This window comes from Megalodesulfovibrio gigas DSM 1382 = ATCC 19364 (assembly GCF_000468495.1).
In the GTDB taxonomy this organism is placed as follows: Bacteria; Desulfobacterota; Desulfovibrionia; order Desulfovibrionales; family Desulfovibrionaceae; genus Megalodesulfovibrio; species Megalodesulfovibrio gigas.
The window spans coordinates 2,275,271-2,301,214 of record NC_022444.1 but is presented as its reverse complement, the minus strand read 5'-3'; the positions used below and the strand labels follow the sequence as shown (position 1 = coordinate 2,301,214).

24 protein-coding genes are annotated in these 25,944 nt (G+C 62.3%); 14 read left to right on the top strand and 10 right to left on the bottom strand.

Annotated features, from left to right (window positions below):
• Nucleotides 1–15: 15 nt before the first annotated feature.
• The 6 genes from guaB to DGI_RS10065 all read left to right on the top strand — a co-directional run bounded on the left by guaB (nucleotide 16) and on the right by DGI_RS10065 (nucleotide 7,394).
• Complete coding sequence (guaB, locus tag DGI_RS10090; RefSeq protein ID WP_021760903.1) at nucleotides 16–1,479, top strand: IMP dehydrogenase; 1,464 nt, start codon at nucleotides 16–18, stop codon at nucleotides 1,477–1,479.
• Between the two features lie 157 nt (nucleotides 1,480–1,636).
• A complete protein-coding gene (gene guaA, locus DGI_RS10085) occupies nucleotides 1,637–3,187 on the top strand; it encodes a glutamine-hydrolyzing GMP synthase (RefSeq protein WP_021760902.1) in 1,551 nt (516 codons plus the stop codon).
• 32 nt (nucleotides 3,188–3,219) lie between these two features.
• Nucleotides 3,220–3,585: a TatA/E family twin arginine-targeting protein translocase gene (locus DGI_RS10080; RefSeq protein ID WP_021760901.1), complete on the top strand. Its 366-nt coding sequence runs from the start codon at nucleotides 3,220–3,222 to the stop codon at nucleotides 3,583–3,585.
• A 338-nt stretch (nucleotides 3,586–3,923) separates the two neighbouring features.
• The gene (gene tatC, locus DGI_RS10075; RefSeq protein WP_021760900.1) at nucleotides 3,924–4,733 is read left to right on the top strand and encodes a twin-arginine translocase subunit TatC; all 810 of its coding nucleotides are present in this window, start codon (nucleotides 3,924–3,926) and stop codon (nucleotides 4,731–4,733) included.
• Nucleotides 4,734–4,975: 242 nt separating this feature from the next.
• A complete protein-coding gene (locus DGI_RS10070; protein ID WP_021760899.1) occupies nucleotides 4,976–6,346 on the top strand; it encodes an ATP-dependent 6-phosphofructokinase in 1,371 nt (456 codons plus the stop codon).
• Nucleotides 6,347–6,392: 46 nt separating this feature from the next.
• A complete protein-coding gene (locus tag DGI_RS10065; protein WP_021760898.1) occupies nucleotides 6,393–7,394 on the top strand; it encodes a C1 family peptidase in 1,002 nt (333 codons plus the stop codon).
• A 24-nt stretch (nucleotides 7,395–7,418) separates the two neighbouring features.
• Here DGI_RS10065 and DGI_RS10060 read toward each other — a convergent pair whose 3' ends face one another.
• From DGI_RS10060 to DGI_RS10045, 4 genes are read right to left on the bottom strand one after another with little or no spacing between them, the layout of a single operon-like run.
• Nucleotides 7,419–8,606, bottom strand: a complete 1,188-nt coding sequence (locus DGI_RS10060) for a BaiN/RdsA family NAD(P)/FAD-dependent oxidoreductase (protein WP_021760896.1) — start codon at nucleotides 8,604–8,606, stop codon at nucleotides 7,419–7,421.
• Complete coding sequence (locus tag DGI_RS10055; protein ID WP_021760894.1) at nucleotides 8,606–9,286, bottom strand: putative glycosyl transferase, group 2 family protein; 681 nt, start codon at nucleotides 9,284–9,286, stop codon at nucleotides 8,606–8,608. The genes DGI_RS10060 and DGI_RS10055 overlap by 1 nt, the downstream gene beginning before the upstream one ends.
• Nucleotides 9,287–9,328: 42 nt before the next feature.
• On the bottom strand, nucleotides 9,329–9,967 hold the full coding sequence (gene tmk, locus DGI_RS10050) for a dTMP kinase (RefSeq protein ID WP_021760892.1): 639 nt from the start codon (nucleotides 9,965–9,967) through the stop codon (nucleotides 9,329–9,331).
• A complete protein-coding gene (locus DGI_RS10045) occupies nucleotides 9,943–11,085 on the bottom strand; it encodes a 3'-5' exoribonuclease YhaM family protein (protein ID WP_051286537.1) in 1,143 nt (380 codons plus the stop codon). Before DGI_RS10045 ends, tmk begins: the two co-directional genes overlap by 25 nt.
• Before the next feature lie 90 nt (nucleotides 11,086–11,175).
• On the opposite strand from DGI_RS10045, the gene surE reads away from it, so the two are divergent.
• From surE to DGI_RS17240, 4 genes are all read left to right on the top strand, one after another.
• A complete protein-coding gene (surE, locus tag DGI_RS10040) occupies nucleotides 11,176–11,961 on the top strand; it encodes a 5'/3'-nucleotidase SurE (protein WP_021760888.1) in 786 nt (261 codons plus the stop codon).
• Between the two features lie 91 nt (nucleotides 11,962–12,052).
• Nucleotides 12,053–13,054 carry a type I glyceraldehyde-3-phosphate dehydrogenase gene (gene gap, locus DGI_RS10035; RefSeq protein WP_021760886.1) on the top strand — a complete coding sequence of 334 codons (1,002 nt, stop codon included), beginning with the start codon at nucleotides 12,053–12,055 and terminating at the stop codon, nucleotides 13,052–13,054.
• A gap of 79 nt (nucleotides 13,055–13,133) precedes the next feature.
• Nucleotides 13,134–14,048 carry a restriction endonuclease gene (locus tag DGI_RS10030; RefSeq protein WP_021760884.1) on the top strand — a complete coding sequence of 305 codons (915 nt, stop codon included), beginning with the start codon at nucleotides 13,134–13,136 and terminating at the stop codon, nucleotides 14,046–14,048.
• A 119-nt stretch (nucleotides 14,049–14,167) separates the two neighbouring features.
• A complete protein-coding gene (locus tag DGI_RS17240; protein WP_021760882.1) occupies nucleotides 14,168–15,781 on the top strand; it encodes a sensor histidine kinase in 1,614 nt (537 codons plus the stop codon).
• Here the strand turns inward: DGI_RS17240 and DGI_RS10020 are convergent.
• The 5 genes from DGI_RS10020 to DGI_RS10000 all read right to left on the bottom strand — a co-directional run bounded on the left by DGI_RS10020 (nucleotide 15,744) and on the right by DGI_RS10000 (nucleotide 19,665).
• Nucleotides 15,744–16,592 carry a J domain-containing protein gene (locus tag DGI_RS10020; RefSeq protein WP_021760880.1) on the bottom strand — a complete coding sequence of 283 codons (849 nt, stop codon included), beginning with the start codon at nucleotides 16,590–16,592 and terminating at the stop codon, nucleotides 15,744–15,746. The two genes, DGI_RS17240 and DGI_RS10020, sit on opposite strands and share 38 nt — an antisense overlap.
• 5 nt (nucleotides 16,593–16,597) lie before the next feature.
• Nucleotides 16,598–17,068 carry a YkgJ family cysteine cluster protein gene (locus tag DGI_RS10015; RefSeq protein ID WP_021760879.1) on the bottom strand — a complete coding sequence of 157 codons (471 nt, stop codon included), beginning with the start codon at nucleotides 17,066–17,068 and terminating at the stop codon, nucleotides 16,598–16,600.
• A complete protein-coding gene (locus DGI_RS10010; RefSeq protein ID WP_021760877.1) occupies nucleotides 17,065–17,496 on the bottom strand; it encodes a CoA-binding protein in 432 nt (143 codons plus the stop codon). The genes DGI_RS10015 and DGI_RS10010 overlap by 4 nt, the downstream gene beginning before the upstream one ends.
• Before the next feature lie 376 nt (nucleotides 17,497–17,872).
• The gene (locus tag DGI_RS10005; protein ID WP_144284168.1) at nucleotides 17,873–19,018 is read right to left on the bottom strand and encodes a hypothetical protein; all 1,146 of its coding nucleotides are present in this window, start codon (nucleotides 19,016–19,018) and stop codon (nucleotides 17,873–17,875) included.
• Nucleotides 19,019–19,257: 239 nt separating this feature from the next.
• Nucleotides 19,258–19,665: a hypothetical protein gene (locus DGI_RS10000; RefSeq protein ID WP_027193125.1), complete on the bottom strand. Its 408-nt coding sequence runs from the start codon at nucleotides 19,663–19,665 to the stop codon at nucleotides 19,258–19,260.
• Nucleotides 19,666–20,109: 444 nt separating this feature from the next.
• Between DGI_RS10000 and DGI_RS09995 the strand changes: the two genes are divergently transcribed.
• Both DGI_RS09995 and DGI_RS09990 read left to right on the top strand, forming a co-directional pair.
• Complete coding sequence (locus tag DGI_RS09995) at nucleotides 20,110–22,017, top strand: sensor domain-containing diguanylate cyclase (RefSeq protein WP_021760871.1); 1,908 nt, start codon at nucleotides 20,110–20,112, stop codon at nucleotides 22,015–22,017.
• Between the two features lie 37 nt (nucleotides 22,018–22,054).
• Nucleotides 22,055–22,531 (top strand): DinB family protein, encoded by a 477-nt coding sequence (locus DGI_RS09990; RefSeq protein WP_021760869.1) that lies wholly within the window; start codon nucleotides 22,055–22,057, stop codon nucleotides 22,529–22,531.
• Between the two features lie 123 nt (nucleotides 22,532–22,654).
• Here the strand turns inward: DGI_RS09990 and DGI_RS09985 are convergent, their stop codons facing one another.
• On the bottom strand, nucleotides 22,655–23,209 hold the full coding sequence (locus tag DGI_RS09985) for an outer membrane beta-barrel protein (RefSeq protein WP_021760868.1): 555 nt from the start codon (nucleotides 23,207–23,209) through the stop codon (nucleotides 22,655–22,657).
• Nucleotides 23,210–23,620: 411 nt separating this feature from the next.
• Here DGI_RS09985 and DGI_RS09980 point away from each other — a divergent pair, with 411 nt between their 5' ends.
• On the top strand, nucleotides 23,621–24,220 hold the full coding sequence (locus tag DGI_RS09980) for a hypothetical protein (protein WP_144284166.1): 600 nt from the start codon (nucleotides 23,621–23,623) through the stop codon (nucleotides 24,218–24,220).
• Between the two features lie 136 nt (nucleotides 24,221–24,356).
• A complete protein-coding gene (locus DGI_RS09975) occupies nucleotides 24,357–25,730 on the top strand; it encodes a hybrid sensor histidine kinase/response regulator (RefSeq protein ID WP_051286531.1) in 1,374 nt (457 codons plus the stop codon).
• Nucleotides 25,731–25,944: the final 214 nt, after the last annotated feature.

The following is a 25,944-nucleotide window of genomic DNA, read 5'->3' as shown; positions in this document are numbered from 1 at the left end:
CAGGATTTGATTATTATGGAAAAATCCATCGGACGCGGACTTACGTTCGACGACGTGCTCATGCTCCCGGCCTATTCCGAGGTCACCCCCGATCTGGTGGACGTCTCCACCCGGCTCACCCCTTCCCTGACCCTGAATATCCCCCTCATCGCTGCGGCCATGGACACGGTCACCGAGTCTGCCATGGCCATCTCCATGGCCCGTCAGGGCGGCGTGGGCGTGATCCACAAGAACCTGCCCCTGGACCGCCAGCGCCTGGAAGTGGAAAAGGTCAAGAAGTCCGAGTCCGGCATGATCGTGGACCCCGTGACCATCCACCCCGAGGACACCGTGGGCTCGGCCCTGCGCACCATGAGCGAATATCGCATCTCCGGCCTGCCCGTGGTGGAGAACGATCACTTGGTGGGCATCCTCACCAACCGCGATGTGCGCTTCGTCACCGACAACGACCTCAGAGTGCGCGAAGTGATGACCAGCCGCCGGCTCGTCACCGTGCCCGTGGGCACCACGCTGGAGCAGGCCAAGGCGCATCTGCACGAAAACCGTATCGAAAAGCTCCTGGTGGTGGACGATCAGGGCCGCCTCAAGGGCCTGCTGACCATCAAGGACATCGAAAAAATCAAGAAGTACCCCCATTCCTGCAAGGACGACCAAGGCCGCCTGCGCGTGGGCGCAGCCGTGGGCGTGGGCAAGGAATCCCTGGAACGCGGCGACGTGCTGCTCAAGGCCGGGGCGGATTTCCTGGTGGTGGATTCGGCCCACGGGCATTCCAAGAACGTGCTGGAAACCGTGCGCAACCTGCGCGCCGCCTATCCCGACGCCCAGATCATCGCCGGCAACGTGGGGACGTACGAAGGCGCCCGCGCCGTGCTGGAAGCCGGGGCAGACACCGTGAAGGTGGGCATCGGACCCGGCTCCATCTGCACCACGCGCATCGTGGCCGGCGTGGGCGTGCCCCAGGTGACGGCCGTGATGGAAGCCACCCGCGCCGCCAAGGAGCTGGGACGCTGCGTGATTGCCGATGGCGGCATCAAATTCTCGGGCGATGTGGTCAAGGCCCTGGCCGTGGGTGCGGATTCGGTGATGATCGGCTCGCTGTTCGCCGGCACGGACGAATCCCCCGGCGAAACCATCCTGTACCAGGGCCGGCGCTACAAGATCTATCGTGGCATGGGCTCCATCGACGCCATGGCCGAAGGCAGCAAGGACCGCTATTTCCAGGAAAAGAGCGAAGCCTCCAAGCTGGTGCCCGAAGGCATTGTGGGCCGCGTGCCGTACAAGGGCCCCGTGGGCGAGGCGCTCTTCCAGCTGGTGGGCGGCCTGCGCTCCGGCATGGGCTATACCGGCTGCGCCACCATCCAGGAGCTGCGGGAAAAATCCCGCATGGTGGAAATCTCGCCTGCCGGCCTGCGCGAAAGCCACGTGCACGACGTCATCATCACCAAGGAAGCCCCCAACTACCGCGTGGAGCAGTACTAGGCCCGCTGCGTTTGGGGGACCCACCACCCCAAAGACGTTTGCCGGCATTCCGTTACAACAACGTTCTGGAAGGGGGAGCGCGAGGGGGAGCATCCGTTTTTTCTAAGGAGTTCCCGCTCGCCTCTTCCACCACTTCTCTTCCTCACAGGGGAGCGCCATGCAGCTCGCGGAAAAAGTCGTCATTATCGATTACGGATCCCAGGTCACCCAGCTCATCGCCCGCCGTGTGCGCGAGGCCGGGGTCTATTCGGAAATTCATCCCTGCACCACCCCCCTGGAGCAGTTGCGGGCCCTCAAGCCCAACGCCCTCATTCTCTCCGGCGGGCCGTGCAGCGTTTCGGAAGACGGCGCGCCCCAGCTGGATCCCGGCCTGGTGGAACTGGGCCTGCCCATCCTTGGCATCTGCTACGGCATGCAGCTGCTGGCCAAGGAGCTGGGCGGCCAGGTGGAACGCGCCAAGGAACGCGAGTACGGCCGCGCGCATCTGGCCATCGCCACGGCCTGCCCCCTGTGGGAAGGCCTGCCGGAAGCCCCCACGCAGACGGTGTGGATGAGCCACGGCGACCACGTGCTTGCCCCGCCGCCAGGATTCGAAGTCATCGCCAGCACGGAAAAAGTCCATGTGGCTGCCATGGCAGACCTGGGCCGCAGCATCTATGCCGTGCAGTTCCACCCCGAGGTGGCGCACACCGAGCATGGCGAGCAGATCCTGCACAACTTCCTCTTCAAGGTAGCAAAGTTGAAGGGAAAGTGGACCATGGGATCCTTCATCGAAACCTGCGTGGCCGAGATGCAGGCCAAGATTGGCGAGACGGGCCAGGTGGTCTGCGGCCTGTCCGGCGGCATCGACTCCACCGTGGCCGCCCTGCTGCTGCATCGGGCCATCGGCAAGCGGCTGCACTGCATTTTCGTGGACAACGGGCTGTTGCGGGCCGGGGAACGCGAGGAAGTGATCGGCTTTCTGACCGCCCACTTCGACCTGAACCTGCACACCGTGGACGCGCAGGATCTCTTCCTGGGCAAGCTGGCTGGCGTGACTGATCCTGAGCAGAAGCGCAAGATCATCGGGTACACCTTCATCGAAGTCTTCGAGCGCGAGGCCAAGGCCATCTCCAACGTGGAGTTCCTGGCCCAGGGCACGCTGTATCCGGACGTCATCGAATCCGTCTCCTTCCGCGGGCCGTCTGCAGTCATCAAGAGCCACCACAACGTGGGCGGGCTGCCGGACCGCATGCAGCTCAAGCTGGTGGAACCCCTGCGCGAGCTGTTCAAGGACGAGGTCCGCAAGGTGGCTGCCCAGCTTGGCCTGCCGGACTTCATCATCTGGCGGCATCCCTTCCCCGGCCCTGGGCTGGCCATCCGGGTCATCGGCGAGATTACGGCCGAGCGGCTGGAAATCCTGCGGCAGGCCGATGCCATCGTCCAGCAGGAGCTGCACGCCTCGGACTGGTACCGGAAAATGTGGCAGGGCTTCGCTGTCCTCTTGCCGGTCAAGAGCGTGGGTGTTATGGGCGACGACCGGACGTATGAACACGTCTGCGCCCTGCGGCTGGTGGAGAGCGTGGACGCCATGACAGCGGACTGGGCCCGGGTGCCGCCGGAGATCCTGGCGCGCATGTCCAACAGAATAATCAATGAAGTCAAAGGGGTAAACCGCGTGGTATTGGATATCTCCTCCAAGCCGCCGGCCACCATCGAGTGGGAATAAGCCTGCTTTGACACGCTGACGGAGGAACCATCATGTTCGGAATCGGCTCTACGGAACTCATCGTCATTCTTGTTGTGGCCCTGCTGGTGCTTGGGCCGCGCAAGTTGCCGGAAATCGCCAAAACCCTGGGCAAGGCCATGGGGGAATTCCGTCGCATGTCCTCCGACTTCCAGCGCACCATCGATACCGAGCTTGACCGCGAGGAAAAACAGAAGCGCCGCGAAGAAGAAGCCAAGCGTCAGGCCCTGAAGAAACAGCAGGAGGAAGAGGCGCTGGCCAAGGCCGCCTCCAAACCCACCGCCGCAGACCCGGCCGCAACCCTCTCGGTGTCGGCCGGGTCCACCGTGGATGTTTCCGCCTCCAGCCCGGCTCCCGCCGCCAAGGACACCCAGGCATGAGCGACGAGACGAAACGCCCCCAAGACGGCGCACCGGAGCAAGACGGCGCACCGGAGCAGGCCAGCGCGCCGGAGGATGCTGCCCCCCCAGGCCAGCCAGCAGATCCGCCCCCAGCCGATGCCGCCGGCGAGTCCGGCACAGGCGCGGAGACTGCCGGCACTCCAGACGGCGAATCCTCGCCGCCTGATGCTTCCGCCCTGCCTCCGGCCGCATCTGTTCCCCCAGGGACGCCCGCGACAGGGGATGCTGCCGGATCAGACGCAGACCCAGACGCAGACCCAGACGCGGATCCGGATGCGGAAGAGCCCGAGGAAGAAGCGGCGCAGGAACACGGCGCCATGGGCTTTTTCGACCATCTGACCGAACTGCGCGTGCGGCTGGTGCGCTGTCTTATTGCCGCGTTCATCGGCTTCATGCTCTGCTACAGCGTGGCCGAGGATCTGTTCGGCCTGCTCATGGAGCCGCTGGTCAGGGTGTTTCCGCCGGATACCCATCTCATCTTCACCACCCTGCCCGAGGCCTTCTTCACGTACATGACCGTGGCCGCCGTGGCCGGGATATTCGTGGCCTCGCCGTACATCTTCTATCAAGTCTGGTGCTTCGTGGCGCCAGGGCTGTATGAGGAAGAACGCAAGACACTGTTTCCCATCGCCTTTTTCTCGGCATTCTTTTTCGTGGCTGGGGCGATGTTCGGATACCATGTGGTGTTTCCCCATGCCTTTGAATTCTTCATGAGCTACACCACAGAACTCATTCGGCCCATGCCGGCGCTCAAGGAATACCTGAACTTCTCCTTGAAAATGCTGTTCGCCTTCGGGCTGATTTTCGAGATGCCCCTGTTTGTGTACTTCCTGGCGCGGCTGGGGCTCGTGACGCCAGGATTCATGCGCAAAAACCGCAAGTACGCGATTCTGATCATCTTCATCGTCGCTGCCGTGCTTACGCCGCCGGACGTCATCTCCCAGACCTTCATGGCCGCTCCCATGCTGGTGCTGTATGAGCTCTCCGTGTTTGTTGCGGCGCTTTTTGGGCGGAAGAAAGAGCTGCCCGAAGAAGAAGCCAAGGACGAGCGCGAGGATTTGGCTGAAGAGGCGGCCGACGCTGCCCCCGCCAGCGCCACAGAGGAGCCGGCCGCGGAAAAACGCTGACGATGCCTGCGATACGTTGCGCGGCGCCCCATCCGCGGCGCGAATATTCCACGCCTGGACCGGCATGCTGCAGCACGCCGGTCCAGGCGTGTTGCGTTGCGCTGTGCAGCCTCATCCTTGCCAGGCTGGCGTGGGTTGTGACCGCATCGTCACTGGTTTTTCCGGCCTGTCCATGATAGCTCATGGTACGCGTGCGATATCAGAATCCGGATTCTCCATCACCATCAGCCCACGTGAGCGTCATGCCAAGCAAGAAGCAAAACACCAACGGCCAAGTCCTTGTCAGCAACGCCCACTTCGACACAGCGGTGCAAACCCTGGGGCCTGCCAAGATTCCTTCGCATCTCACCCTGTGCCACTATACAGACGATGCTGCCAAAACCCTGCTGCAGATCACCCGCGAACAGGTCGGGCATCTGGGCGACAAGCCCGCCTACAGCGAATTCGAGCTGGCCGGCCCGCGCCGGCACCTGTATTTTGATCCCTCCAAGACCAAATGCGCCATCGTCACTTGCGGCGGGTTGTGCCCGGGCATCAACGATGTCATCCGCGCCATCGTCATGGAAGCCCATCACCATTACAATATGGCCGCCACCCTGGGCATTCGCTACGGGCTGGAGGGCTTCATCCCCAAATACGGGCATGACGTTGTGGAGCTGACACCGGACAAGGTGGCCAGCTGCCACCGCTTCGGCGGCACCATCCTCGGCTCCTCCCGCGGCCCGCAAAGCCCGGAAGAGATTGTGGACGCCCTGGAACGCATGAACATCTCCGCCCTGTTCCTCATCGGCGGCGACGGCACCATGAAGGCCGCCAAACGCATCAGCGACGAAGTGACCAAGCGCCGGGTGAAGATCAGCATCATCGGCATCCCCAAGACCATCGACAACGACATCAACTTCATCACCCACTCCTTCGGCTTCGACACGGCCGTGGAAAAGGCGACGGAGGCCATCGCCTGCGCCCACACCGAAGCCTCCTGCGCCATGAACGGCATCGGCATGGTCAAGCTCATGGGCCGGGAGTCCGGATTCATCGCCGCCCAGGCCACCCTGGCCCTGAAGGAAGTGAATTTTGTACTCATCCCGGAAACACCGTTTGAGCTGGAAGGCGAGGCCGGGCTGCTCAAGGAGCTGGAAAACCGCCTGCGCCGCCGCAGAAACGCCGTCATCGTCTGCGCCGAAGGCGCGGGGCAGCATCTGCTCAAGAACACCGGGCAGGTGGACGCATCCGGCAACCCCGTGCTGGGAGACATCTGCACCCTGCTCATCCAGGAAATCAAGGCCTACTTCAAGGCCAAAAACATGCCCATCACCTTGAAGTTCATCGACCCCAGCTACATCATCCGCTCCGTGCCAGCCAACGCCAACGACCGGGTGTACTGCGGCTTCCTGGGGCAGCACGCCGTGCATGCGGCCATGGCCGGCAAGACCGGCATGGTGGTTTCCAAACTGCAGGACCGCTATGTGCACCTGCCCCTGGAACTGGTGACCATCGAACGCCGCCGGCTGAACATCACCTCGGATTACTGGCGCGCCGTGCTTGAATCCACAGGTCAGAACCCCACCCCGGGCATCTTCGCGCCGGAGCAGGAAATCTGCGAGCGCGAATAACCACGCAACTCGCACGAAAATCGTCACGCGAGGAAGGAGAGACGCCATGATGCACCGCGCAGTGCGCACCGCATTCTTTTTGTTGTGCGCGATGGTCTTGCTGGCCACTGTTGCAGGCGGACAAGAGCCCGCCAAGCAGCCGCTCACCGCCGATGCAATCAATGCTGCCATACAGCAGGCGGGCGGCAACTGGTCTGCTGGCGAGACAAGCATCAGCGTGCTTCCAGAGGCGCAACGCAGGCAACGGCTGGGTGGCTTGCCGGAAAATGCCACCCAGGCCGATGTACCGGTGGTTCCCCTTGCCACGGATCCCCTGCCCCAGGCCTTTGACTGGCGCAACAAAGACGGCGTCAATTATGTCACGCCGGTCAGGGATCAGGGCAATTGCGGGAGCTGCTTCATTTTTGCGCCGGTGGCCGCCCTGGAGGCCAAGCTGCGCATCGCCGCCGGCAGGGCTGCGAATCTGGATCTGTCAGAACAGATCCCCTTGTCCTGCTCGGGAGCCGGCGATTGTGCCGCGGGCGGCTATGCCAGCACAGCCTCCACGTTTTTGCTGAACAATGGCACCGCAGCGGAAGCTTGCTATCCCTATACGGTTACGGATGGGAATTGCAACGACGGGTGCAGCACCTGGCAAAACAATCCGTATAAATTCACCAGCAACTGGTTTTATGCCAATGCCAACACCTATCCATCTGTTGAAACCATAAAAAGTGCCATCTACACCTATGGTCCTGTGGTGCTGTGGATGGCCGTGTACAGCGATCTCTACAACTACACGTCCGGCGTGTATGCGCAAACCACCGGCACCTATGAAGGCGGCCATTTTGTATTGGCAGTAGGCTGGGATGACAGTCAGAGCGCGCTGATCATCAAGAACAGCTGGGGCACCAACTGGGGAGAGGCGGGCTATGTGCGGATGAATTATTCCCAGTTGAGCGCAAGCACCACCCAGCTTGGATACTGGACCTATGCATATGGCCCGGCCACTGGCCCTGGCGTTGGATCCGGTTTTGTCCCGGCCATGCACTTTATGCTCATGCAATAACGCCTCGGCACGCCTCAGTCCGCCTCAGTCCGCGCCACAGGCCATGCCTGCGGCGCGGCCCGAGGCCCAGGCCCAATGCAGGTTGAAGCCGCCCAGGCGGCCGGTCACATCCAGCACCTCGCCGGCAAAAAACAGCCCCGGCACATCCTTGCATTGCATGGTCTTTGAGTCGATGCGGGCGACGTCCACCCCGCCCAGGGTCACTTCCGCCTTGTCGTGCCCGGCGGCCGCAGCCGGGGCAAAGGGCGCGCGGTGGATGGATTCTTCCAGGGACGCCAGCATCCTGTTGGAGCACTGCCCGGCCTGGCCGCTCCAGCCATGCTTTGCACAGAGAGCGGCAGCCAGACGGGCCGGCAATGCCCGGGCCAGGGCGTTGCGCAATTCCTGACGGGGAGCGCTCCGCACCAGGGAGGCAAGGTCCGCATCGGGCAAGAGATCAATGGCCAGCGTCTGGCCTTCCTTCCAGAACAGGGACGCGTCCAGGATGGCCGGGCCGGACAGCCCCTGGTGCGTGAAGAGCATGTCGCCCTGGATGCTGCTGTGCGGCCCGGCGATGCGCACCGGCAAGGCCAAGCCTGCCAGTTCCCGGCACAGGGGCAGCCATGGAGGCGGCGCAAACAGCGGCGTGAGACCGGGCCGGCGCGGCGTCACCTTCAGGCCGAACTGCCGCGCAAGGTCGTGCCCCAGGCCCGTGGCGCCCAGCTGGGGCCAGGCCAGCCCGCCCGTGGCCACCAGCAGGCGCGGGGCGCGCAGGCTGTACGTTTCCGTGGCCACGGCAAAGCCGTCTCCCTCGCGCGTGACGCCGCGGACGGGGGATTGCAGCATCAGGCGCACATCCAGGCGCCGCACCTCGTCCCGCAGCGCCTGCACCACAGCGGCAGCGCCGTGGCGGGAGAAGAGCTTGCCGCCGGGCTCCTCGTCCAGGGGCGCGCCGCGATCCTGCAGCCATTGGCGCATGTCCTGCGGGGTCCAGCGGGCCAGGGCGGACTTGACGAAGTGCGGGTTGCCGCACACGTAATCCGCAGCCGCAATCGCAGTATTGGTGACGTTGCACCGTCCGCCGCCCGAGATTGCGATCTTGCGCCCCGGCTTGCGGGCGTGATCGAGGATCGCAACATGCAGCCCGTTCGACGCTGCCGCAATGGCCGCAAACAGGCCCGCCGCGCCCGCGCCGAGGATGACGAGATCCGCCGTGTTCGATCCCGAGTCCATCACGACTGCTCCTGGCGGTCTCGCTGACGCTGGTTCATGCCGTCGGGATCCAGCCCCCGGCCGGCGTCGTAGATGCCGATCACCTCGTCCAGCAACAGCACCGAGGCGGCCCGGTGGTAATACCGGCGGATGTTCCGTAAATCCGATTCGTATCCCCCCTCCTCATTCCAGCCCCGGCCGCGGACCTTCACCAGATCGCGGGAGAGGCACAGGCAGAGGGGATCGATATTGCCCTGACGGACGACCTCTTCCACAGGACCGGGCCGCGGCAGCAGCGGGATATCAAAGGCCCGGCGCACGTCGATGCGGCCGATGATCATGTCCGTCTCCAGATGCGGCAGCACGCAGGCCAGGGCCTGGGGGGTCAGGGCGTTGTCGTCGTCCAGGAACATGAGATGCGATCCTGCGGCCAGCCTGAGCAGGCTGTTGCGAATGCGGTTGCCGAAATTGCCGGATCGGGGAAAATCGATGAACCGGGCCGGGGTGTGCACCTCGGGGCGCTGGCCCTTGACGCCATCGAATCCCACCAGCCACTGCACCTGATGGGGATCAAGCAGCCCGGCCGCCACGGCATGGGCCACGGCGGCGTCCAGACTCTGCCCGGCCTGGGCCAGCGCCCGGGGCCTGTCGCCCCGGCTGGGGGTGATGACGCTGATGCGCACGTCGGAACGGCTTGTCACACGGCCTCCGCCTTCTCTGGTCCGTGCATCTGCCGGGCAGCATCACTGCGGCGACAGCAAGGATTCCACCACGGTCAGGCAGTCCGCCACCACCCGTTCCAGGGGCTGGCTGGCGTCGATGATGCGAAAGCGTTCCCGGTGCAGGGCGGCCAGGGTGAGGTAGCCTTCGCGGATGCGGCGGTGGAAGTCCAGACTTTCGGCCTCGAAACGGCCTTCCCGTGCAGCCTGAGCCTGGGCAACATTGCGGGCCAGGGCGCGGGTGAGGCCGACGTGGGGCTCCAGGTCCAGCAGCAAGGTGCAATCCGGCCACAGGCCGCCCACGGCCATGTGGTTGCACTGGTGCAGCAGGGTGCGGTCCAGGCTGCGGCCATAGCCCTGGTACACCACGGTGGAGTCTGCATAGCGGTCGCATAACACCACGATGTCCTCGGCCAGGGCCGGGCGGATCACCTGCCGCACGTGCTGGGCGCGATCCGCCAGATACAGAAACAGTTCCGCCTCGGGCGCCAGATCTGTGGTGGCCACGTCCAGGAGGATCCGCCGCAGCACGCCGCCCAGTTCGCTGCCGCCGGGTTCGCGGGTAAGCAACACCCCGTGCCCGCGCTGCTGCAACGTCTCGGCCACGGCCCGCATGGCAGTGCTTTTGCCAGAGCCCTCTATCCCTTCAAAAGTAATGAACATTGGTCTTCCTTGGCAGATGCGGTGGGGCGGCAATCCTCCCCGGCCTGGCCGGGAGTGGGACGAGGCCGGCACAAAAACCGATCCAGCCCGCGCTGATATTCGGACCAGACCGGCCAGCCCGGCTCTTCCTCGGTCTCGGTGCTGGTGGCGCGCTCCACCTGGTTCATCTTGGCATCGAGGTTGTCTGCAAAATGCAGGGCAAAGGCCTCTGCCGTCTTGGGACGCTTGGGAGAACCGTATTCGTATTCGCCGTGGTGGCTGATGACGATGTGCTTGAAATGCAACACCAAATCCGCATCCACCTTCATTTTTTGCAGGTAGGGCTCCAGCATCTGCAGGCCAAGCTGGATGTGGCCCAGCAGCCTGCCTTCGGTGGTGTAGTCGCAGGCTGGCAGGGAGACGAGCTCCCAGGCCTTGCCGATATCGTGGAAGGCTGCGGCAGCCAGGAGCACATCCTTGTCCAGCCGGGGATACTGCCGGCAGAAGTGCGCGCACAGCTGCACCACGCCCAGGGTGTGTTCCAACAGTCCGCCCACATAGGCATGATGCATGCTTTTGGCCCCGGTGGCCACCAGCAGGCGGCCGCGGATCTCCGGATCGCCCAGCACCTTGAAGACAAAGCGCCGCCATGGCGGGTACAGGATGTGCTCGCGCAGCAGATCTTCCAGCCGCGCCAGCAGGGTTTCCGGCGGCACGGCGCTGATGGGGACGAGATCGGCCAACTCCACACGCGTGTACAACGGTTGCGGCCAGGGAGTCTCCTCGGCTTCGGGCTCCTGGGGCCGGGTTTCCGGAGAGAGCACCGGCCGCAGGGCCTCCACCGAAAGCTGGACCTTGTCCTGATACATCTGGGTGCGGCCGGTCACATGCATGATTTGCCCGGCGCGCAGATCGTGATAGTCCTGGGCCTGGGGGCTCCACAGCTTGGCTTCCAGCTGGCCGGTGGCGTCCTGCAGGGTCAGACTCCAGAAGGGACCGTTGCGGGCCTGGCGGCGGGAGGCCTGGGCCAGGACAAACACGTCCGCCACCTGCTGACCGCCAACCAGTTCCGCCACGAACTGATCCTTGCGGTGAGAGGCCGGGACCGCGGACTTGACGAGGGCTTGTTCCTTGATCATTTCCATTCCGCTGTCTATGTATCGCGTGGTTCCTCAAGTCAACAGGCACTCGCCCGTCGGCCTGCCAACGGGCACAGGAGCAATCATCCCATGCGTATTCTGCTGACCAATGACGACGGCATCCAGGCCGTGGGCCTGCGCGCCCTGTATCACGCCTTCCGGGAGGCCGGGCATGAGGTGCGAGTGGTGGCGCCCGTGACCGAACAATCTGCCGTGGGCCATGCCATCACCATCAGCCTGCCCCTGCGGGTGAAGGAGTTCAAGGAAGACGGCTTCGAGGGGCTTGGCGTGTACGGCACGCCCACCGACTGCGTCAAGCTGGCCCTGACGGCCCTGCTGGACCCGCCGCCTGATGTGGTGGTTTCCGGCATCAACGCCGGGGCCAACGTGGGCGTGGATCTGCTGTACTCCGGCACCGTCTCCGCGGCCACGGAAGGGGCCTTCATGGGCTACCCGGCCATCGCCTTTTCCCACGACTGCTTCAATCCCGTGGACCTGACCGAGCAGGGCCGCTATGCCGCGCGGCTGCTGCCCACCCTGCCCTGGGGAGACCTGCCGGCAAAGTGCGTGCTGAACCTGAACTTCCCCGATCTGCCCGTGGCGGAGTGCAAGCCGCTGATCCTGTGCCGGCACACCCGCGTGATGTGGGAAGACTCCTACATGCACCGCCTGGACCCGCGCGGCCGCCCCTACTACTGGCTGACCGGCGAAATTCCACCGGAAAAACTCTCTCCGGATACGGACCGCGCCCTGCTCACCGCCGGCCACATCACCCTGACGCCCTTGAAATTCGACTTCACAGACCGCGACACCCTGGCCCTGCTGGAACGCCGAATGATCGTCGCCGCACCCGAAACGGACGCCAGCCCACGTTGACACAACTGCTTAGTCCTACTATACAATTAGCCTGTTTTCGACTGACGAGCCCGAACGAACGGGACCTTCCATACAGAAAGGGGAATTTCGCATGGCCACCAAGATCGCCCTGAACGGCTTTGGCCGCATCGGCCGCTACCTCGTCCGCCTGCTGGCCGACTCGACTGACATCGACGTTGTTGCGGTCAATGCCCGCTCGGACAACGCCTCCCTGGCGCATCTCTTCAAGTACGATTCCGTCCACGGGATCTTCAAGGGCGAGGTGGGCCACAACGACACCGGCATCGTCGTCAATGGCAAAACCATCCGCATCACCCGCGACAAGCTCGACGAATACTCCTGGGCCGACCTGAACATCGACATCGCCATCGAGACCACCGGCAAAGTCAAGGACCGCGCCAGCGCCCAGAAGCACCTGGAACGCGGCGCGCGCAAGGTCATCGTTTCGGCTCCCTGCAAGGGCGTGGACCTCACCGTGGTCATGGGCGTCAACGATTCCCTGTACGATCCCATCGCCCACCACATCCTCTCCAATGCCTCCTGCACCACCAACTGTCTGGCGCCGGTGGCCAAAGTGCTCAACGACAACTTCGGCATCAAGCACGGCCTGATGACCACCGTGCACTCCTACACCATGAGCCAGCGCATCCTGGACGGTTCCCATGCGGATCTGCGCCGGGCCCGCGCCGCCTGCATGAGCCTCATCCCCACCACCACCGGCGCGGCCAAGGCCGTGGGGCTGGTGCTGCCCGAGCTGGACGGCAAGCTGGACGGCATGGCCATCCGCGTGCCCACGGCAGACGGCTCCCTGGTGGATCTGGTGGTGGAAGTGGAAAAGCCCACCACCCGGGACGAGGTGAATGCCCTGATCAAGGCCGCCTCCGAAGGCCCCATGCAGGGCAACCTGGGCTACTGCACCGAACCCCTGGTGAGCGTGGACTTTATCGGCTCCATCTACGGCGGCGTGGTGGATGCGGAACTGACCGCGGTGAAAGGCGGCACGCAGATCAAAACCATCATCTGGTACGACAACGAAGCCGGCTTCACCAACCAGCTGTTGCGACTCATCAAAAAAGTCGCGGCGTCTTTGTAGAAGACGTTTTTGCGAAAACATCATCAAGCCGGGGCGAAAATTTTCGTCCCGGCTTTTCCAACTTGCCTAGGATGTTGCAATGCCAATTCCGGATTTTCAAGCCACCATGCTCCCACTGCTGCAACACCTTGCGGACGGCAATGAGCATGACAATGCCGAAACGCACCAAGCGCTTTCCCGCATGTTTGGGCTCACGGAGGAAGAGCAGCAACAACTGTTGCCCAGTGGCAAAGCAAAAATTTTTACCAATCGCCTCGCCTGGGCAAAATCTTACCTCAAGCGGTTTGGGTTGATCGCCAACCCTTCGCGCGGCGCATACGCCATCACCGCGAAAGGGCTCTCCCTGCTGCAGGCATCACCGCCACGCGTTGACCTCAAGCTGCTGCAATCACTTGATGCAGATGCCGGAAACCAAACCGACGCCTATACGGGACCTTTGCTCGAAGAGTCTCCATGCGGCAATGGTCCTATGGACGACCCGTTTTCGCAAATCGAACAATGTCATGCCACCCTGGAACAGGCCCTGCAGGGAGAGCTTCTTTCCCTGGTGCGACGAGCCTCCCCGGCGTTTTTTGAGCGATTGGTCATCGATCTGCTGCTGAAAATGGGGTATGGCGGTTCCTATACAGACGCTGCCCGCACCTTGGGCGCCACTGGAGACGGAGGTGTGGATGGAGTGATAAACGAAGACCGGCTTGGCCTTGATACAGTCTATATCCAAGCCAAACGCTGGCAGGATTCCACCGTAGGCCGCCCAGAGATTCAAAAGTTTGTGGGGGCTCTCATGGGTCGGCATTCCAGCAAAGGAATTTTCCTCACCACCTCTTCCTTCACAAAAGATGCACGTGAATATGTCGCAGCCATCCCCTATCGCATCATTCTCATTGATGGGCAGACGCTCACACGGTATATGATTCAATACGATGTAGGCGTGGCGGTGCATACTACGTACGCCATCAAACGCATTGCCATGGACTATTTTGACCAGGAATAGCCCGCTCGCCGCCACCCTTTCCATTCCTTCATCTGCCTTCCCTTGCGATTGCGCCGCCAATGGCGTATGAAGACCTGTCGGACACACCATATTGATTTCATCAAGCATCTGAGAATGTCATGACCCAATCTCTCCAGCCGGACAGCCTTGACGCCTGCCGGCGGGAACTCGACGCGCTTGCCTGCCGCCTGCAGGAAGAGACGGCCGCTCGTCGCGTCCTGGAACAACTGGTTGATGGCCAGGAAGAACTGTACCACAGCATTCTGGACAATCTGCAAGGCGTGGCGCTGGAGTGCATCGGCAGCGACCACCGCCTGCTCTGGGTCAGCAAGAACATCGAAGAGATGGTCGGCCAGCCGCGCAAGAATCTGGCCGGGCACCCGTGCTTCCGCGTCATTCAGGGGGAGGAAGCCCCCTGCCCCGTCTGCAGTGTCAAGGAGGCCCTGACCACCGGCGAAGTCCAGCAGTGCGAACGCCTGGGCCCCAACGGCAAGGCCTGGGCCGTGCGCAGCGTGCCCATCAAGAACGCGCAGGGCCAGGTGGAAAAGGTGCTCCACTTCGGCTACGACATCACGGCCCTCAAGACCCACGCCCTCGCCCTGGAGCGCTCGGAGCAGGCATATCGCGCCCTCTTTGAACAAGCGCCCATCGGCATCTACTCCGTGAATCTCGCCGGCAACTACCTGAGCATCAACCCCCGCCATGCCCTGATGTATGGCTATGACTGTCCGGAAGACATGCTGGCCGCCACCAACAATTCGTCCAACGAACGCTTCGCAGATCCTGCCCAGCGCGAGGAACTGCTGGATCTGGTCCGCCGGCTGGGCCGGGTGGCCGGCTTCGAGTGCCTGATGAAGCGCAAGGACGGCAGCCAGTTCTGGACCTCGCGCACCGTGCGCGCCATGCACGACGAACGCGGCGAATTCGCGGGGTACATGGGCTATGTGGAAGACATCCAGGAGCGCAAACGGGCCGAGGGGCTGCGCCAGGATGTGGACCTCATCATGCGCCATGACCTCAAAAGCCCCCTCACCAGCATCATCGCCCTGCCGGAATTCCTGCTGCAATCGCCGCGGCTGGAGGCCCAGGAACGCGAAATGCTGCAGGCCATCCGGGCCGCGGGCCGGCGCATGCTGGAAATGATCAACACCTCCCTGGTGCTCTTCCAGCTGGAACGCGGGGAATTTCTGCTCAACCATGAGCCCGTGGCCCTGGTGGAACTGGTGCGTCAGGTGGAGCGAGACCTGCTGGATTTGTTCACGTTAAAAGATGTCACCCTGGTGCAGGCCTATGACCCCTCGCCTGGGGCCATGATTGTTTCGGGAAACCCGACGCTGCTGTATTCCTGCCTGGCGAATCTCATCAAGAACGCCCTGGAGGCCTCGCCAGAGGGAGAACGCATTGCCGTGACCGGCCAGCGCAACACCGCGCTCGAGCCTCCGGGCGTGACGCTGCGCATCCACAATCGCGGTCGGGTCCCGGAAAGCGTGGCGGATCGGTTCTTCGAGAAATACGTCACCGCCGGCAAGTCCGGCGGCACCGGCCTGGGTACGTATTCGGCGGCCCTGGCCGTCCAGGCCCATGGCGGAACCATTGAGATGAAAACCTCGGACGAAACCGGCACCACCATCACCCTGCAGTTGCCCGGGCATGCCGACCTGGACTTCTCCCCAGGCACGCCAGGGGAGGTGACGCCTATTTTGCCAGGATGCGCAGGTACAGGTCGCCCTTGAGGGGACCGAACTTGCGGCCCAGCCCCTTGAGACGAATGGGCCGGCCAAGCACGAAATCCGACGGCAACACCACTTCCACGGCGCGCGCCGTTTCCGTGACCCCCTGCTGTACCGTGAGCCGCACCTTGGTGCCGGGCCGCAGATGCACCGCAGGCAGGTGCATGGTCTGCTCATCGTCCAGCCAGCCGCGCACCCAGTGCTTTGCCGCGTTCCACAGCCCGCCGCTGAGGTCCAGATCCAGCTTTTTATCTCCCCATTCCACGCGCATGGTCCGGGGCGCTTTTTTGACCCGGGCCGAGGCCGCGGCCGGGCCTGCCTTCGCAGCGCTTGCGCCGGGTCTGGCGCTCGTCGTGGCGGAGGGCTTCGGCGCCTTTGGCGGGGGAGGCGCAGCGGTGGACGGGCCGGCCCGGCTGCCCTGCCTGGCCTCGCGATAAATGTCTTCAAACACCTGACGCGCAAACGGATCCTTAAGAATATCCTGCAACACCTCTTCTTTTGAGGGAGGCGTGGTGCGCTGGCGGGGTTCTTCCCAGGGGCGGCCGTGCTCGGCACTCCGGGCACCCGGCGGCGGGGTGCTTGGCTTTTCCCAGGGCGGGGCCTTGCGTTTTGCGGCGGCCTCGTCCTGCTCCAGGTACTGCTTGAGCAGCACATAGGCTTCGTTGAGCCGCTGAAACTGGCGGGCAGCATGCGGATTGCCTGGATTCAGGTCCGGGTGCAAGGCAAAGGCAAGTTTGCGATAGGCCGCCTTGACCTCTTCCAGACTGGCACCATCGGGCAGGCGCAACAGGCGGTAGCCTTCGGCGCGTTGCATGCGGCTCAGGACCTTTCCGAGCGAGAGGCCAACAGGTGTGCCACACGCAGGGCATTGGGTGCATCATCCTGATCCGCCGCCAGATTGTGCGCGGTCAGATAGTCCAGGCCAGCCTCGCGGAACCGGGCATGGTGCCCATCGGCAATGCCGGGGCAATCCTCCCGGGCCATCTGAAAGCTGGCGGCGTCCTCCAGATTGCCCCGAAAAAACGGCCAGGCACGGCAGACATCCGGCCGGGCCGGATGCACGGAGCAACCCAGGCCGGCAGTGAAGAACACGCAATAGCCATCCGCTCCGGCCCGCAGGGAGGGCAGCCGGCCGCGGTGCTCGGTCCATTCCTGCAAAAAGGCGTCGCGTGGCATGGCCAGATGCTCGGCCAGGCGGGCAAGATCTTTTTCCGACAGGACGATTCCCCCCACCCCCTGGCAGCAGATGCCGCACCGGGTGCAATCGAACACGGCGTCCCAGGGGGTCATGCTGCCGCCCCTGCATTGGCCAGGAGCTGCTGATGATCCACCATCAGACAGCGATCCTCCACCACCAGCATGCCCGTGGGCTCCAACAACGTGCGGGCCTCTGCATTGGCAATGCCGCTCTGCATCCAGAAGCACCTGGGCGGCTGGGCCAAGGCCAGCACTTCGCGCGCGTGCTCGGGGCAGTACTGCGGGGCACGAAAAAGATTTACGATATCAATTGACTGCGTTATGTCCGCCAAGGTGGCGTATGTGGGCAATCCCCAGACGTCCTTGCGTTTGGGGTGCACGGGAATGACCGTGTACCCGGCATCAATGAGATACCGGCCCACACGGTCCACGGGAGCGCCGGGCTTGTCCTTGGCGCCAAGGACGGCAATGGTGCGGGCGGCCTGCATCGCCGCGGTCAAGGCACGCAAATCCTGCAGCATGATCACCTCGTATGACTGGTTGATGCGATGCTCCATACACCGCGCACGGCATGGATGCAACGCGCATGGCAGCCATGAGTCGATTTGATCACCGCCCGCGCAAAATCTGCGTATTCACCTGCAATAAAACAAGATTAGTGACTTCAGCAGCAAGTTTCCGCCGCCGGATGGCAGGACGCGCCGACGCCGGTGCGAAACATTGCGCCCCACGCCCTCACCCGGGACTGGCCGGGACTGGCCGGGATTGGCCCAGGACTGGCCCAGGACTGGCCCAGGCGCCCCGGGAGCACGCGGCTCCAGGGACGCCCGACATCATGCGCCTTTTGTATGGGTGCTGCTGCGCATAGTGTGCACAGGGCACGCTGGTGGTATCAGATCATTTCGGGCACGTTGTGCACAGCACATCGGTGGCGTTATTCTGCGCATCAATCAGTCCTTCCAACTGTGAGAACGTGCCGATGGGCACGCCAAGGCTGCCGTCCTTGCACAGGGGGACATCAAATCCAAGATACCCGATAGCAAGCGGGCGGTCGAACTTCTGGTGCAAGCTGACCAGGCCGTTCGAGGCGAAGAGAAATTTGACATTCCCCCCCAGCTTCGGGGTTGTGGTGCCGGCCCCGGCCGACTCCTCAGTGGCGGTACCGGCCCCGGCCAGTTCCTCATTGAGGGAATTGGCCGCTTCTGCTGCCGCCTTGCCTGCGTTTTTTCCTGAATAGTCACTGGTGGTTGTCAGCGCGGGCAAGCCGGTGCCCGCCGCAAGGCCACCGCCGGATTCCCCGGTATTGACCAGATCCACCTGCACGCTGCGGGCCAGATACACACGGCTGATGACACGCAGGAAGAGCGGCTTTTTCGAAGAATTGGCCATCCTGCAGAACATGTCTTTGATTATTGGATTGCTGTCGTACCAATTGCGCAGCAAGACCAGCAAATCCTGGCCCTGCACAAAATAGGTGAACGCATCGTCGATGGTGATTGTCCCTGTGGCGTTGTCGGACCCCATGAGGCCAAACGCCAGGGGAACACTCTGGATGGGCAAGGCCAGATCGAGCCCACTACCGCGGTCAACGCTGAAGCTGAACATGGGGAAGGCGGCACGTGGGGCAGCGAGCGTTTTTTCCTCGCTCCCTTCAGCGGCAGCGCCTGCGGGGTTATGTGGAGCTTTGCCGAAATCGCAGGTGAAGTAATGGTCACGATACATATCCGGATAGATCGTGGCATTCATGGCCAGCCGGACGACATGCTGATCCAGCGGCAGGAAGGAGAGCTTCCCGCTGCGGTAGTCCTCCTGCACATGCTGTGCGGTGGTCTCCACGAGGAAGACATCGCCGGGGCGGAGGTCTTCTGTTAATGGATATACGGGAATGAGCTGACAGGCCCGAAGGGTCTCGCTCCAGCCCTTGGCCACTCCGTGCAAGGCTGCTGGGCGGCTTTGCGCGCAGCCCGAAGCCAACCCAAGCGCCACCCCGAGCAGCAGAACCGCCCGCACCACTCGCACACTCACACCCATGCCAGTTCGCATGATGCCCCCAAGGGAATACGTTGACAGATATAATTTATATATATCAAGGTGCTATCGTTCGCGGCACAAGCCCTTTCACCGGTGGGTTCCAGGCTTTTCCAGACGGCAGATCTGGCGCAGGCCAGGCCTTGAGGCTGCCGTACTTGTCCTGCTTGCCCGTGAAGTGCAGCGCAAGCAGCCGGTGCACCAAATCCATGCACGGCAGCACAATGCGCAATTCGCTGGCCCTGGCCAGGGCTTCATCGCGCAGTTCGTAGTCGCTGCAACACCGTGGCTGCCAGGGGCATGCGCCAATCGTATGCAAACGGGTAAACCGGCACGGGCTGGTCTTCGTCAGGACTCAGCTCCTTGCGCAACTCGGCGACGAGCTCGCCATAGATCAGGTTGAACAGCTCGGTCGGCAGCAGCCGGGCCGGCTCGGCGCGCTCGAACCGCAGATTGTCGGGATGCAGGACGGCTCCCTCAATGGAGGGAGCATGCTGCATCCATGGCGCGCTGGAGCGCCACAATGTCCACACCGGCTCAGGATCGACAGGATAAAAATCCACCAGTTCCGTGCCCTGAATGCCGGGCAAGACGATGACGGGATATGGCAACACGGCGGCAGCCTCCTTGCCCTTGCGCGGATCGGCGCGTTTTACGAACACGTGACATGCAACGCCGAGCAAATCGTATAAGCTATTCACATACGCCAAACCCGAAACAGTAACAAGCGGAGAAAACCCCTATCCTATTATAACCATGCGTATGTATTATTGTTCTTCACAGCAATGGCCCGAAATATCGCCATTGTGCAAGTCGCCATCGCATCATGCTGCGATGAAACGATTTTTCATGATGCCTCCCTGCCCTCAGGTACGCGGCACTCGGGTTTCCGGCTCCCCTCTCCCGCTCCTGGTATTTTCAGCCGCGTTTGTGACACCGCCGCCGGGAGGAACGGCGGGGGGGCTCTGCGTAAATTTGCTGATATGATTTGTAAAATTTCATCACTGGATGTTGAATTCAGACCATGCTACACAGTAAATGCCGGCCGGCCTTGCACAGTGGCCTGGCATCGAATTTCACCGACTCGATAACATGGCACGCATTTCATGAATTCCAGCACCGCCCCAGCACCGCAACGCCTCAGCCGGCAGATGCTCATGAAGGTTCTCCTGTTGGGAATCCTCATCGTGAGCGTCGCCACCATCACGTGCTATGTATTTGTCTACATGAACAGCAAAACAAGAACGCTCTCCTACTTGCGCCTTTACATGCTGGAACGCAGGCTGCAAGAGAGCCAGGCATTTATTGATGCATCCGACAGGCTCGCGTTCTTTCGCGACGAATACATCAAGCTCTACCTGTCAGATATCCATTTCACCGATGCAGATTTCTGGCGGGTGTATTTTGTCGATAAAGACGGCGCCACCCGCATGAAGGAAGAATTCTTCCACGAACGTTTCGATCCACAGCTGGGAAAAGTCTGGGGGATGTCCAGCTTCATCGGCAACAACCAGCCTGTGGATTCCATGGACTTCAGACGGCGCCTGCTGCTGGCGAACATCCTTGTCAATCGATACGGGCCGGCCTGGCGCTCGGTCGGAGTGCTGCATGCCTCGTTTCCCGAAAATGCACTGACGATATTTTCCCCCGCGGACCCCTGGGGATTGATGGCCAGGCCGGATCTGCCCATGAACGAGCTGGGGACGATCAGGGCCACGCTGCAAGCCGTCAATCCGGAGCGCAAGCCCGTCTGGACCGGGCTCTACTACGACGAAACTGCCGGGAAATGGACCATCACCTTCGAACTGCCGGTGGATCATGAAGGGCGGCACCTCATCAACCCGAGTCTTGATGTCCCCCTGGAAGCGATCATGCACCGGCTCGAAAGCAACCATCCCGAGGGTGCCTACAACTTTATCGTCAGCAAGGACGGCTACCTGATTGCGCATCCGGGCGAGCTCAACAACGCCCTGAAGAAAAAGGGCCAGCTCTCGATGGACAAGCTCGACAATCCCGACATTGTCCGCATGTTCCACACCATCGCAGGCACCCCCGGAGCCCGGGACCAGGACGTGTCCATCATTGAGGACGTACAAGGCGACAACTACCTGCTCGTGACCCCGCTCGTCGGGCCTGACTGGTGGTTCGTGACGGTGTATCCGAAAGCGCTCATTTCCAGGGAGGCGAACAAAACCTCGCAACTGGTGCTGCTGCTCGGCCTGTCATTATTCATCCTGTACTATCTGGCGGTGTACTTCGTTGTCGCACGCCATGTGAAAATGCCCTTGCGGCGGCTGCAGCGTGCCGTGTCGTTGGTGGCGCAGGGGCAATACGAGACTGTCCTGCATTCGCCGCAACTGCTTCCCCTGGAGCAGCAAAACGAAATCGGCCAGTTTGCCGACATGTTCCTCGGCATGTGCAAAGACGTGCGGGAGGTGCAGTCAAACCTGCAACACATTGTGGAGCGTCGCACCAAAGAACTTGAAGCCGCCGTCGCCAAGCTCCAGGCGCTCAGCCTGCTGGACGGATTGACCGGGATTCACAACCGCCGCTCCTTCGACAGGGACATTGCCACGGTGTTTGAGGAGGCGAAACAAGGCGTCGAATCCTTCTTTCTCATGCTCCTCGATGTTGACAATTTCAAGCACTACAACGACATGTACGGCCATACCGCAGGCGACGACGTGCTGCGCAAGGTGGCAGAGGCGCTTGCCATCAGCATCAGGAAAGAGGACCGCGTGTACCGATACGGTGGGGAGGAGTTCGCCATCCTCTTCAACATCACGGACACCGCCATGGCCAAGGATTTCTGCACCCGCATCGTCAGCGCCGTGCAGGACCTCGGCATCACACACGACGGTAGCCCCCACGGTGTGGTGACAATCAGCGCCGGCCTGGTGGAGTACGATGCCTCGTTCGCCACGGCCACCAGCATGATCAACGCAGCCGACACAAGTCTGTACGATGCCAAGGCGCGCGGAAAAAACCAGGTGTGCATCAGCTGCCACCCCTGACCGGCTGCCCCTGCCCACCGCATGCCAAGGAGCTGCAATGTTCAACATTGATCAGGCGCGCTCAATTGTGGCTGACATGCAGGCCCTGCTGGACGCCACCACCCCGGCAGCGGCAACGGTGCGGGTGTCGCCAGACGCCTGGACCCTCGGCGAGATCGTGGGGCACCTCATCGATTCCGCCAGCAACAACCACCAACGCTTCGCCCGCCTGCGGCTGGGGCACCTGGAAGGCTTCCCCGGGTACGATGCGGAAGTCTGGGTCCAGGCGCAGCACTATGCCGCCTGCGACTTCCACACCCTGGCTGCCCTGTGGACCCACTACAACGCCCTGCTGCTGCACCTTGCCGCCACCACCCCACCCGAGGTTCTGGACAATCGCTGGATGCGCCCTGCGGCCGCCGGTGGCCCCATGACCCTGGACGCACTGATCACGGACTATTACGCCCACCTGCGACTGCACCTGGAGCAGTATGCCGGCCGCCTGGCCGAGGTGAAGACCTCTTTGTACAAATAAGCGCATTGAACACAACGCAAAAGGCGCTCCCTCACCCAGGGTGCGACCATACCGTTGCCGCCGCAAAAAAAACGCCCCTCCGCAAGGAGGGGCGTTGCTGCATGGGTCCGCGTCGGAGTTCGGTTAAAACACGATGTTCAGGCCCAGGTTGCCGCCGTAGGCGTCCAGGCCATGACGCGTGAAGCCGATGCGCTGATACCGGCCGCCCACGTCCAGGGAGAACTGGTCGGTGATGTCGATGGTCACGCCCAGGTCCACAGGCACGGTCATGGTGCTGTAGTAGCCATCGTAATTGATGCGCTCATCGGTAAACAGACCGCCCAGGCCCGTGCCGATGTACATGGACGCCTGCTCCGCCGTGAACGGATAGTACCGGACAAGGCCGTTGAAGCCGAAGCCGTTGGCAGCATCGTACCGGGCGTCCAATCTGTAGTCCCTGGGGCTCATGGACATGTAATAGCCCAGGAGTTCCCCACCCACAGCAAGGCCGTCTGCCACGAAGACACCAGCGGAAAGCCCGTAGGTGAAGATGGTGGACACGTCATTGGAGCTGGTTCCATACAGGCCGACTTCCGGCTGAATGAAGAACCGCTCGGCATCAGTCGAAGCGGCCTGCGCAGTCGCTGTGCCCATGGCGAGGGCCAGCGCCAAACAGGCAAACAGGATGAGCTTTTTCATGGCTGATCTCCTTCCAACTGGTATTCGAGTGAAACCCTCCGCGACTTTCGCGTAGCATGCTGCAACAATTCTTGGGCTAAATACTGCAAGGAAAGTCGGGTTGGCAACAGTTTTCTTGAAATTCTCTAGATGATGCAGCATGCCTTTGTTCAAGGAAATTTATCATACAATAACACGCGCTCTTGCATTGAGCAAGTAGGGGTTTCCATGAAGCCGGCTCCTCTTCGCAGAATAAAATCCCCATTGTGCACGGCAGGATCAATGTGATATGCAGCGAAAGAAACTGGGGATGTCTGAATCATATTTCATCCGTGGCGGTACGGGCCGCGTCCTGCGGGCCATGCCGCACCAAGGGAGGAGACCATGGGCAACATGTCGCGGAGTATTGCAGTGCTGGTGCTTGCATGTTCCTTGCTGGGCAGCGCCTCGCTGGCGGGGGCTCAATTCAGCCTGCCGCTGCCGGATCTTGGCGGCATCGTCAAACAAAAGACGGGGATCCCCACGGGAACACCAACGCAGACTCCCGCCCCAGGCACCAAAACGTTCGCAGCCCCGACCACCTTTCGCAATGCGGACAGACGGTTCGAATTCGTCATTCCCGCAGGGTGGCTGCAGGAATCCGGCGACGTGCAGTCGGAGCAAGGCGCAGTCTTTCAAAAATCGGACCGTTCCATCTCGTTCACTTTTCACATGACGCAGATGGTGCCGAGCTTCCCTGCTCCCGCCAGCGTTGCGGCGTCTCTCAGGCAGGCCAATGAGGAAATGCAGATCAAAAAACTGCTTGCCGCCAAGCGGCGTGATGGCGGCGTCAAGGCGCCGGGAACGCCGCGCGTCATCGGATGGGAAGTCACGGAATCCGAAAAAGGATCTGGCGGCTTTCAGCGCATCATCTGGCAATGTTACGATCAGGACAACTACTATTTCAATTTCATGACAGCCACGGAACCGGCGAAATTCCGGGCCGCCAGGGCGGAAATGCAGCAGATCATCAATTCCATCACGTTCAAATAGTCCTGTGCAGCCAGTGCTTTTCCCGGCGCAGGGCTTCATTTTTCCCGCGCAGTGAGATAGCAAGGCAGTAGACCGCTTACCAGCGGTTGGCGGGGGGAACTTTACTGCCTGCATCGGCATGAGCGGGGAGAACGGAATGCCGGGTGTCATCCTGGTTGTTGAAGACGAGGCGCACGTCCGGGAATCTTTCCAGTTGTTATTGGGAAAAGAGGGATTCCGTGCACTTGGCGCAGAAGACGTCGGCGGCGCGCTGGCCGTGCTGCAGCGCGAACCGGTGGATGTTGTGCTCTGCGACATCCTGCTCAAGGAACGATCCGGTCTGGCCTTGCTCATTGAGATCAACACCCGGCAGCTCAATGTGCCGGTCATCCTCATCACTGGCGAGCCGAACCACGAAAGCGCGGCCATGGCCGTGCGTCAGGGCGCCTTCGATTACCTGGCCAAGCCTGTGCGCAAGGAAGTGCTGCTGCTGGTGCTGGAAAAGGCCCTGGGGCACAAGGCCTTGCTGGAGCGCAAGCTGCGCCTGGAGGAAGAGAACCGCCTGTATCGATACAACCTGGAGGAACTCGTCCGCACCCGGACCCTGGCCCTCAAGCAGGCCAATGCGGACCTGCGCCAGGAAGTGGAGGAACGGCGCAAGGCGGAAGGCGCCCTGGCGCGTTTGAACAAGGATCTGGAAACCCTGGTGCAGGCTCGCACCCAGGAGCTGGCGGCCAAGAATCTGGAGCTGGAAGCCAGCAACCGTCGCCTGACCGAGCTGGACGCCATGAAATCTGCCTTTCTGTCCCTGGTGTCCCACGAGCTGCGCACCCCCATGACTTCCGTGCTCGGGTTCGCCAAGCTCATCCGCAAGGACTTCGCCCGCCACTACCTGCCGCTTTCCGCCGGCCTGCCCGAGCTTGCCGCCAAGGGCCGACGCATCCAGGAGAACCTGTGCGTCATTGAGCAGGAAGGCCATCGCCTGACGCGCATCATCAGCGATGTGCTGGACATCACCCGCATCGAGGCCGGCAGAATGGACTGGAGGCAGGAACTGCTGGACCCGGCGGACCTCGTCCGCCAGGCCGCCCAGGCCATGCACGGCCTGTTCCAGGAAAAACCGGCTGTGCAGCTGCTGGTGGAAACGCCGCAAGCCCCCCTGCCCCCCCTGCAGGCAGACCCGGACCGCCTGCAGCAGGTGCTCATCAACCTGCTGTCCAATGCGCACAAGTTCACGGACCAGGGCGAAGTGCGGCTGCGGGTGGAATACATGGACGCGCAGACGCCGCCGATGATCCGCTTCACCGTCACAGACACGGGCCGCGGCGTGCACCCGGAAGACGCCTCCCACATCTTCGAAAAATTCTACCAGGGCCGGCGTGGCACGCACGATCAGGACAAACCCCAGGGGGCGGGCCTGGGGCTGGTCATCTGTCGCACCATTGTGGACCACTACGGCGGCAGGCTGTGGATGGACTCCGCCAGGGGCCAGGGCAGCACGTTTTATGTGGAGCTGCCGGCAGTGGCGTGAAAAGGCCCTCGTGTTGCGTCCTCAAAATAGGTATCCATAAAAACGCAACACGCAGGGCCGCCTGCAAGGCGGCCCCGGAGCCGCAGGCTCCGTGAGTCCGCAAAAATCCACGCATTTTGGCGGACGATCCTCCCCGAAATGCGGTGATGAAAGCATCGCCGTATTTCGGGGACGTCACACTAGAGCAAGTTATCTTTGAAAGGAATTCTCGGGG

What these genes read in the sequence shown, in the direction of transcription:
- DGI_RS09985 (WP_021760868.1), bottom strand. Translation starts at nt 23,209, where the DNA reads ATGAAAAAGCTCATCCTGTTTGCCTGTTTGGCGCTGGCCCTCGCCATG.
- DGI_RS17240 (WP_021760882.1), top strand. Translation starts at nt 14,168, where the DNA reads ATGACCCAATCTCTCCAGCCGGACAGCCTTGACGCCTGCCGGCGGGAA.
- DGI_RS10010 (WP_021760877.1), bottom strand. Translation starts at nt 17,496, where the DNA reads ATGCTGCAGGATTTGCGTGCCTTGACCGCGGCGATGCAGGCCGCCCGC.
- DGI_RS10060 (WP_021760896.1), bottom strand. Translation starts at nt 8,606, where the DNA reads ATGGACTCGGGATCGAACACGGCGGATCTCGTCATCCTCGGCGCGGGC.
- tmk (WP_021760892.1), bottom strand. Translation starts at nt 9,967, where the DNA reads ATGTTCATTACTTTTGAAGGGATAGAGGGCTCTGGCAAAAGCACTGCC.
- DGI_RS10070 (WP_021760899.1), top strand. Translation starts at nt 4,976, where the DNA reads ATGCCAAGCAAGAAGCAAAACACCAACGGCCAAGTCCTTGTCAGCAAC.
- DGI_RS10020 (WP_021760880.1), bottom strand. Translation starts at nt 16,592, where the DNA reads ATGCAACGCGCCGAAGGCTACCGCCTGTTGCGCCTGCCCGATGGTGCC.
- DGI_RS09990 (WP_021760869.1), top strand. Translation starts at nt 22,055, where the DNA reads ATGTTCAACATTGATCAGGCGCGCTCAATTGTGGCTGACATGCAGGCC.
- DGI_RS10080 (WP_021760901.1), top strand. Translation starts at nt 3,220, where the DNA reads ATGTTCGGAATCGGCTCTACGGAACTCATCGTCATTCTTGTTGTGGCC.
- DGI_RS10015 (WP_021760879.1), bottom strand. Translation starts at nt 17,068, where the DNA reads ATGACCCCCTGGGACGCCGTGTTCGATTGCACCCGGTGCGGCATCTGC.
- DGI_RS09995 (WP_021760871.1), top strand. Translation starts at nt 20,110, where the DNA reads ATGAATTCCAGCACCGCCCCAGCACCGCAACGCCTCAGCCGGCAGATG.
- DGI_RS10005 (WP_144284168.1), bottom strand. Translation starts at nt 19,018, where the DNA reads ATGCGAACTGGCATGGGTGTGAGTGTGCGAGTGGTGCGGGCGGTTCTG.
- DGI_RS10045 (WP_051286537.1), bottom strand. Translation starts at nt 11,085, where the DNA reads ATGATCAAGGAACAAGCCCTCGTCAAGTCCGCGGTCCCGGCCTCTCAC.
- surE (WP_021760888.1), top strand. Translation starts at nt 11,176, where the DNA reads ATGCGTATTCTGCTGACCAATGACGACGGCATCCAGGCCGTGGGCCTG.
- DGI_RS09975 (WP_051286531.1), top strand. Translation starts at nt 24,357, where the DNA reads ATGCCGGGTGTCATCCTGGTTGTTGAAGACGAGGCGCACGTCCGGGAA.
- DGI_RS10030 (WP_021760884.1), top strand. Translation starts at nt 13,134, where the DNA reads ATGCCAATTCCGGATTTTCAAGCCACCATGCTCCCACTGCTGCAACAC.
- tatC (WP_021760900.1), top strand. Translation starts at nt 3,924, where the DNA reads ATGGGCTTTTTCGACCATCTGACCGAACTGCGCGTGCGGCTGGTGCGC.
- DGI_RS10065 (WP_021760898.1), top strand. Translation starts at nt 6,393, where the DNA reads ATGATGCACCGCGCAGTGCGCACCGCATTCTTTTTGTTGTGCGCGATG.
- guaB (WP_021760903.1), top strand. Translation starts at nt 16, where the DNA reads ATGGAAAAATCCATCGGACGCGGACTTACGTTCGACGACGTGCTCATG.
- gap (WP_021760886.1), top strand. Translation starts at nt 12,053, where the DNA reads ATGGCCACCAAGATCGCCCTGAACGGCTTTGGCCGCATCGGCCGCTAC.
- guaA (WP_021760902.1), top strand. Translation starts at nt 1,637, where the DNA reads ATGCAGCTCGCGGAAAAAGTCGTCATTATCGATTACGGATCCCAGGTC.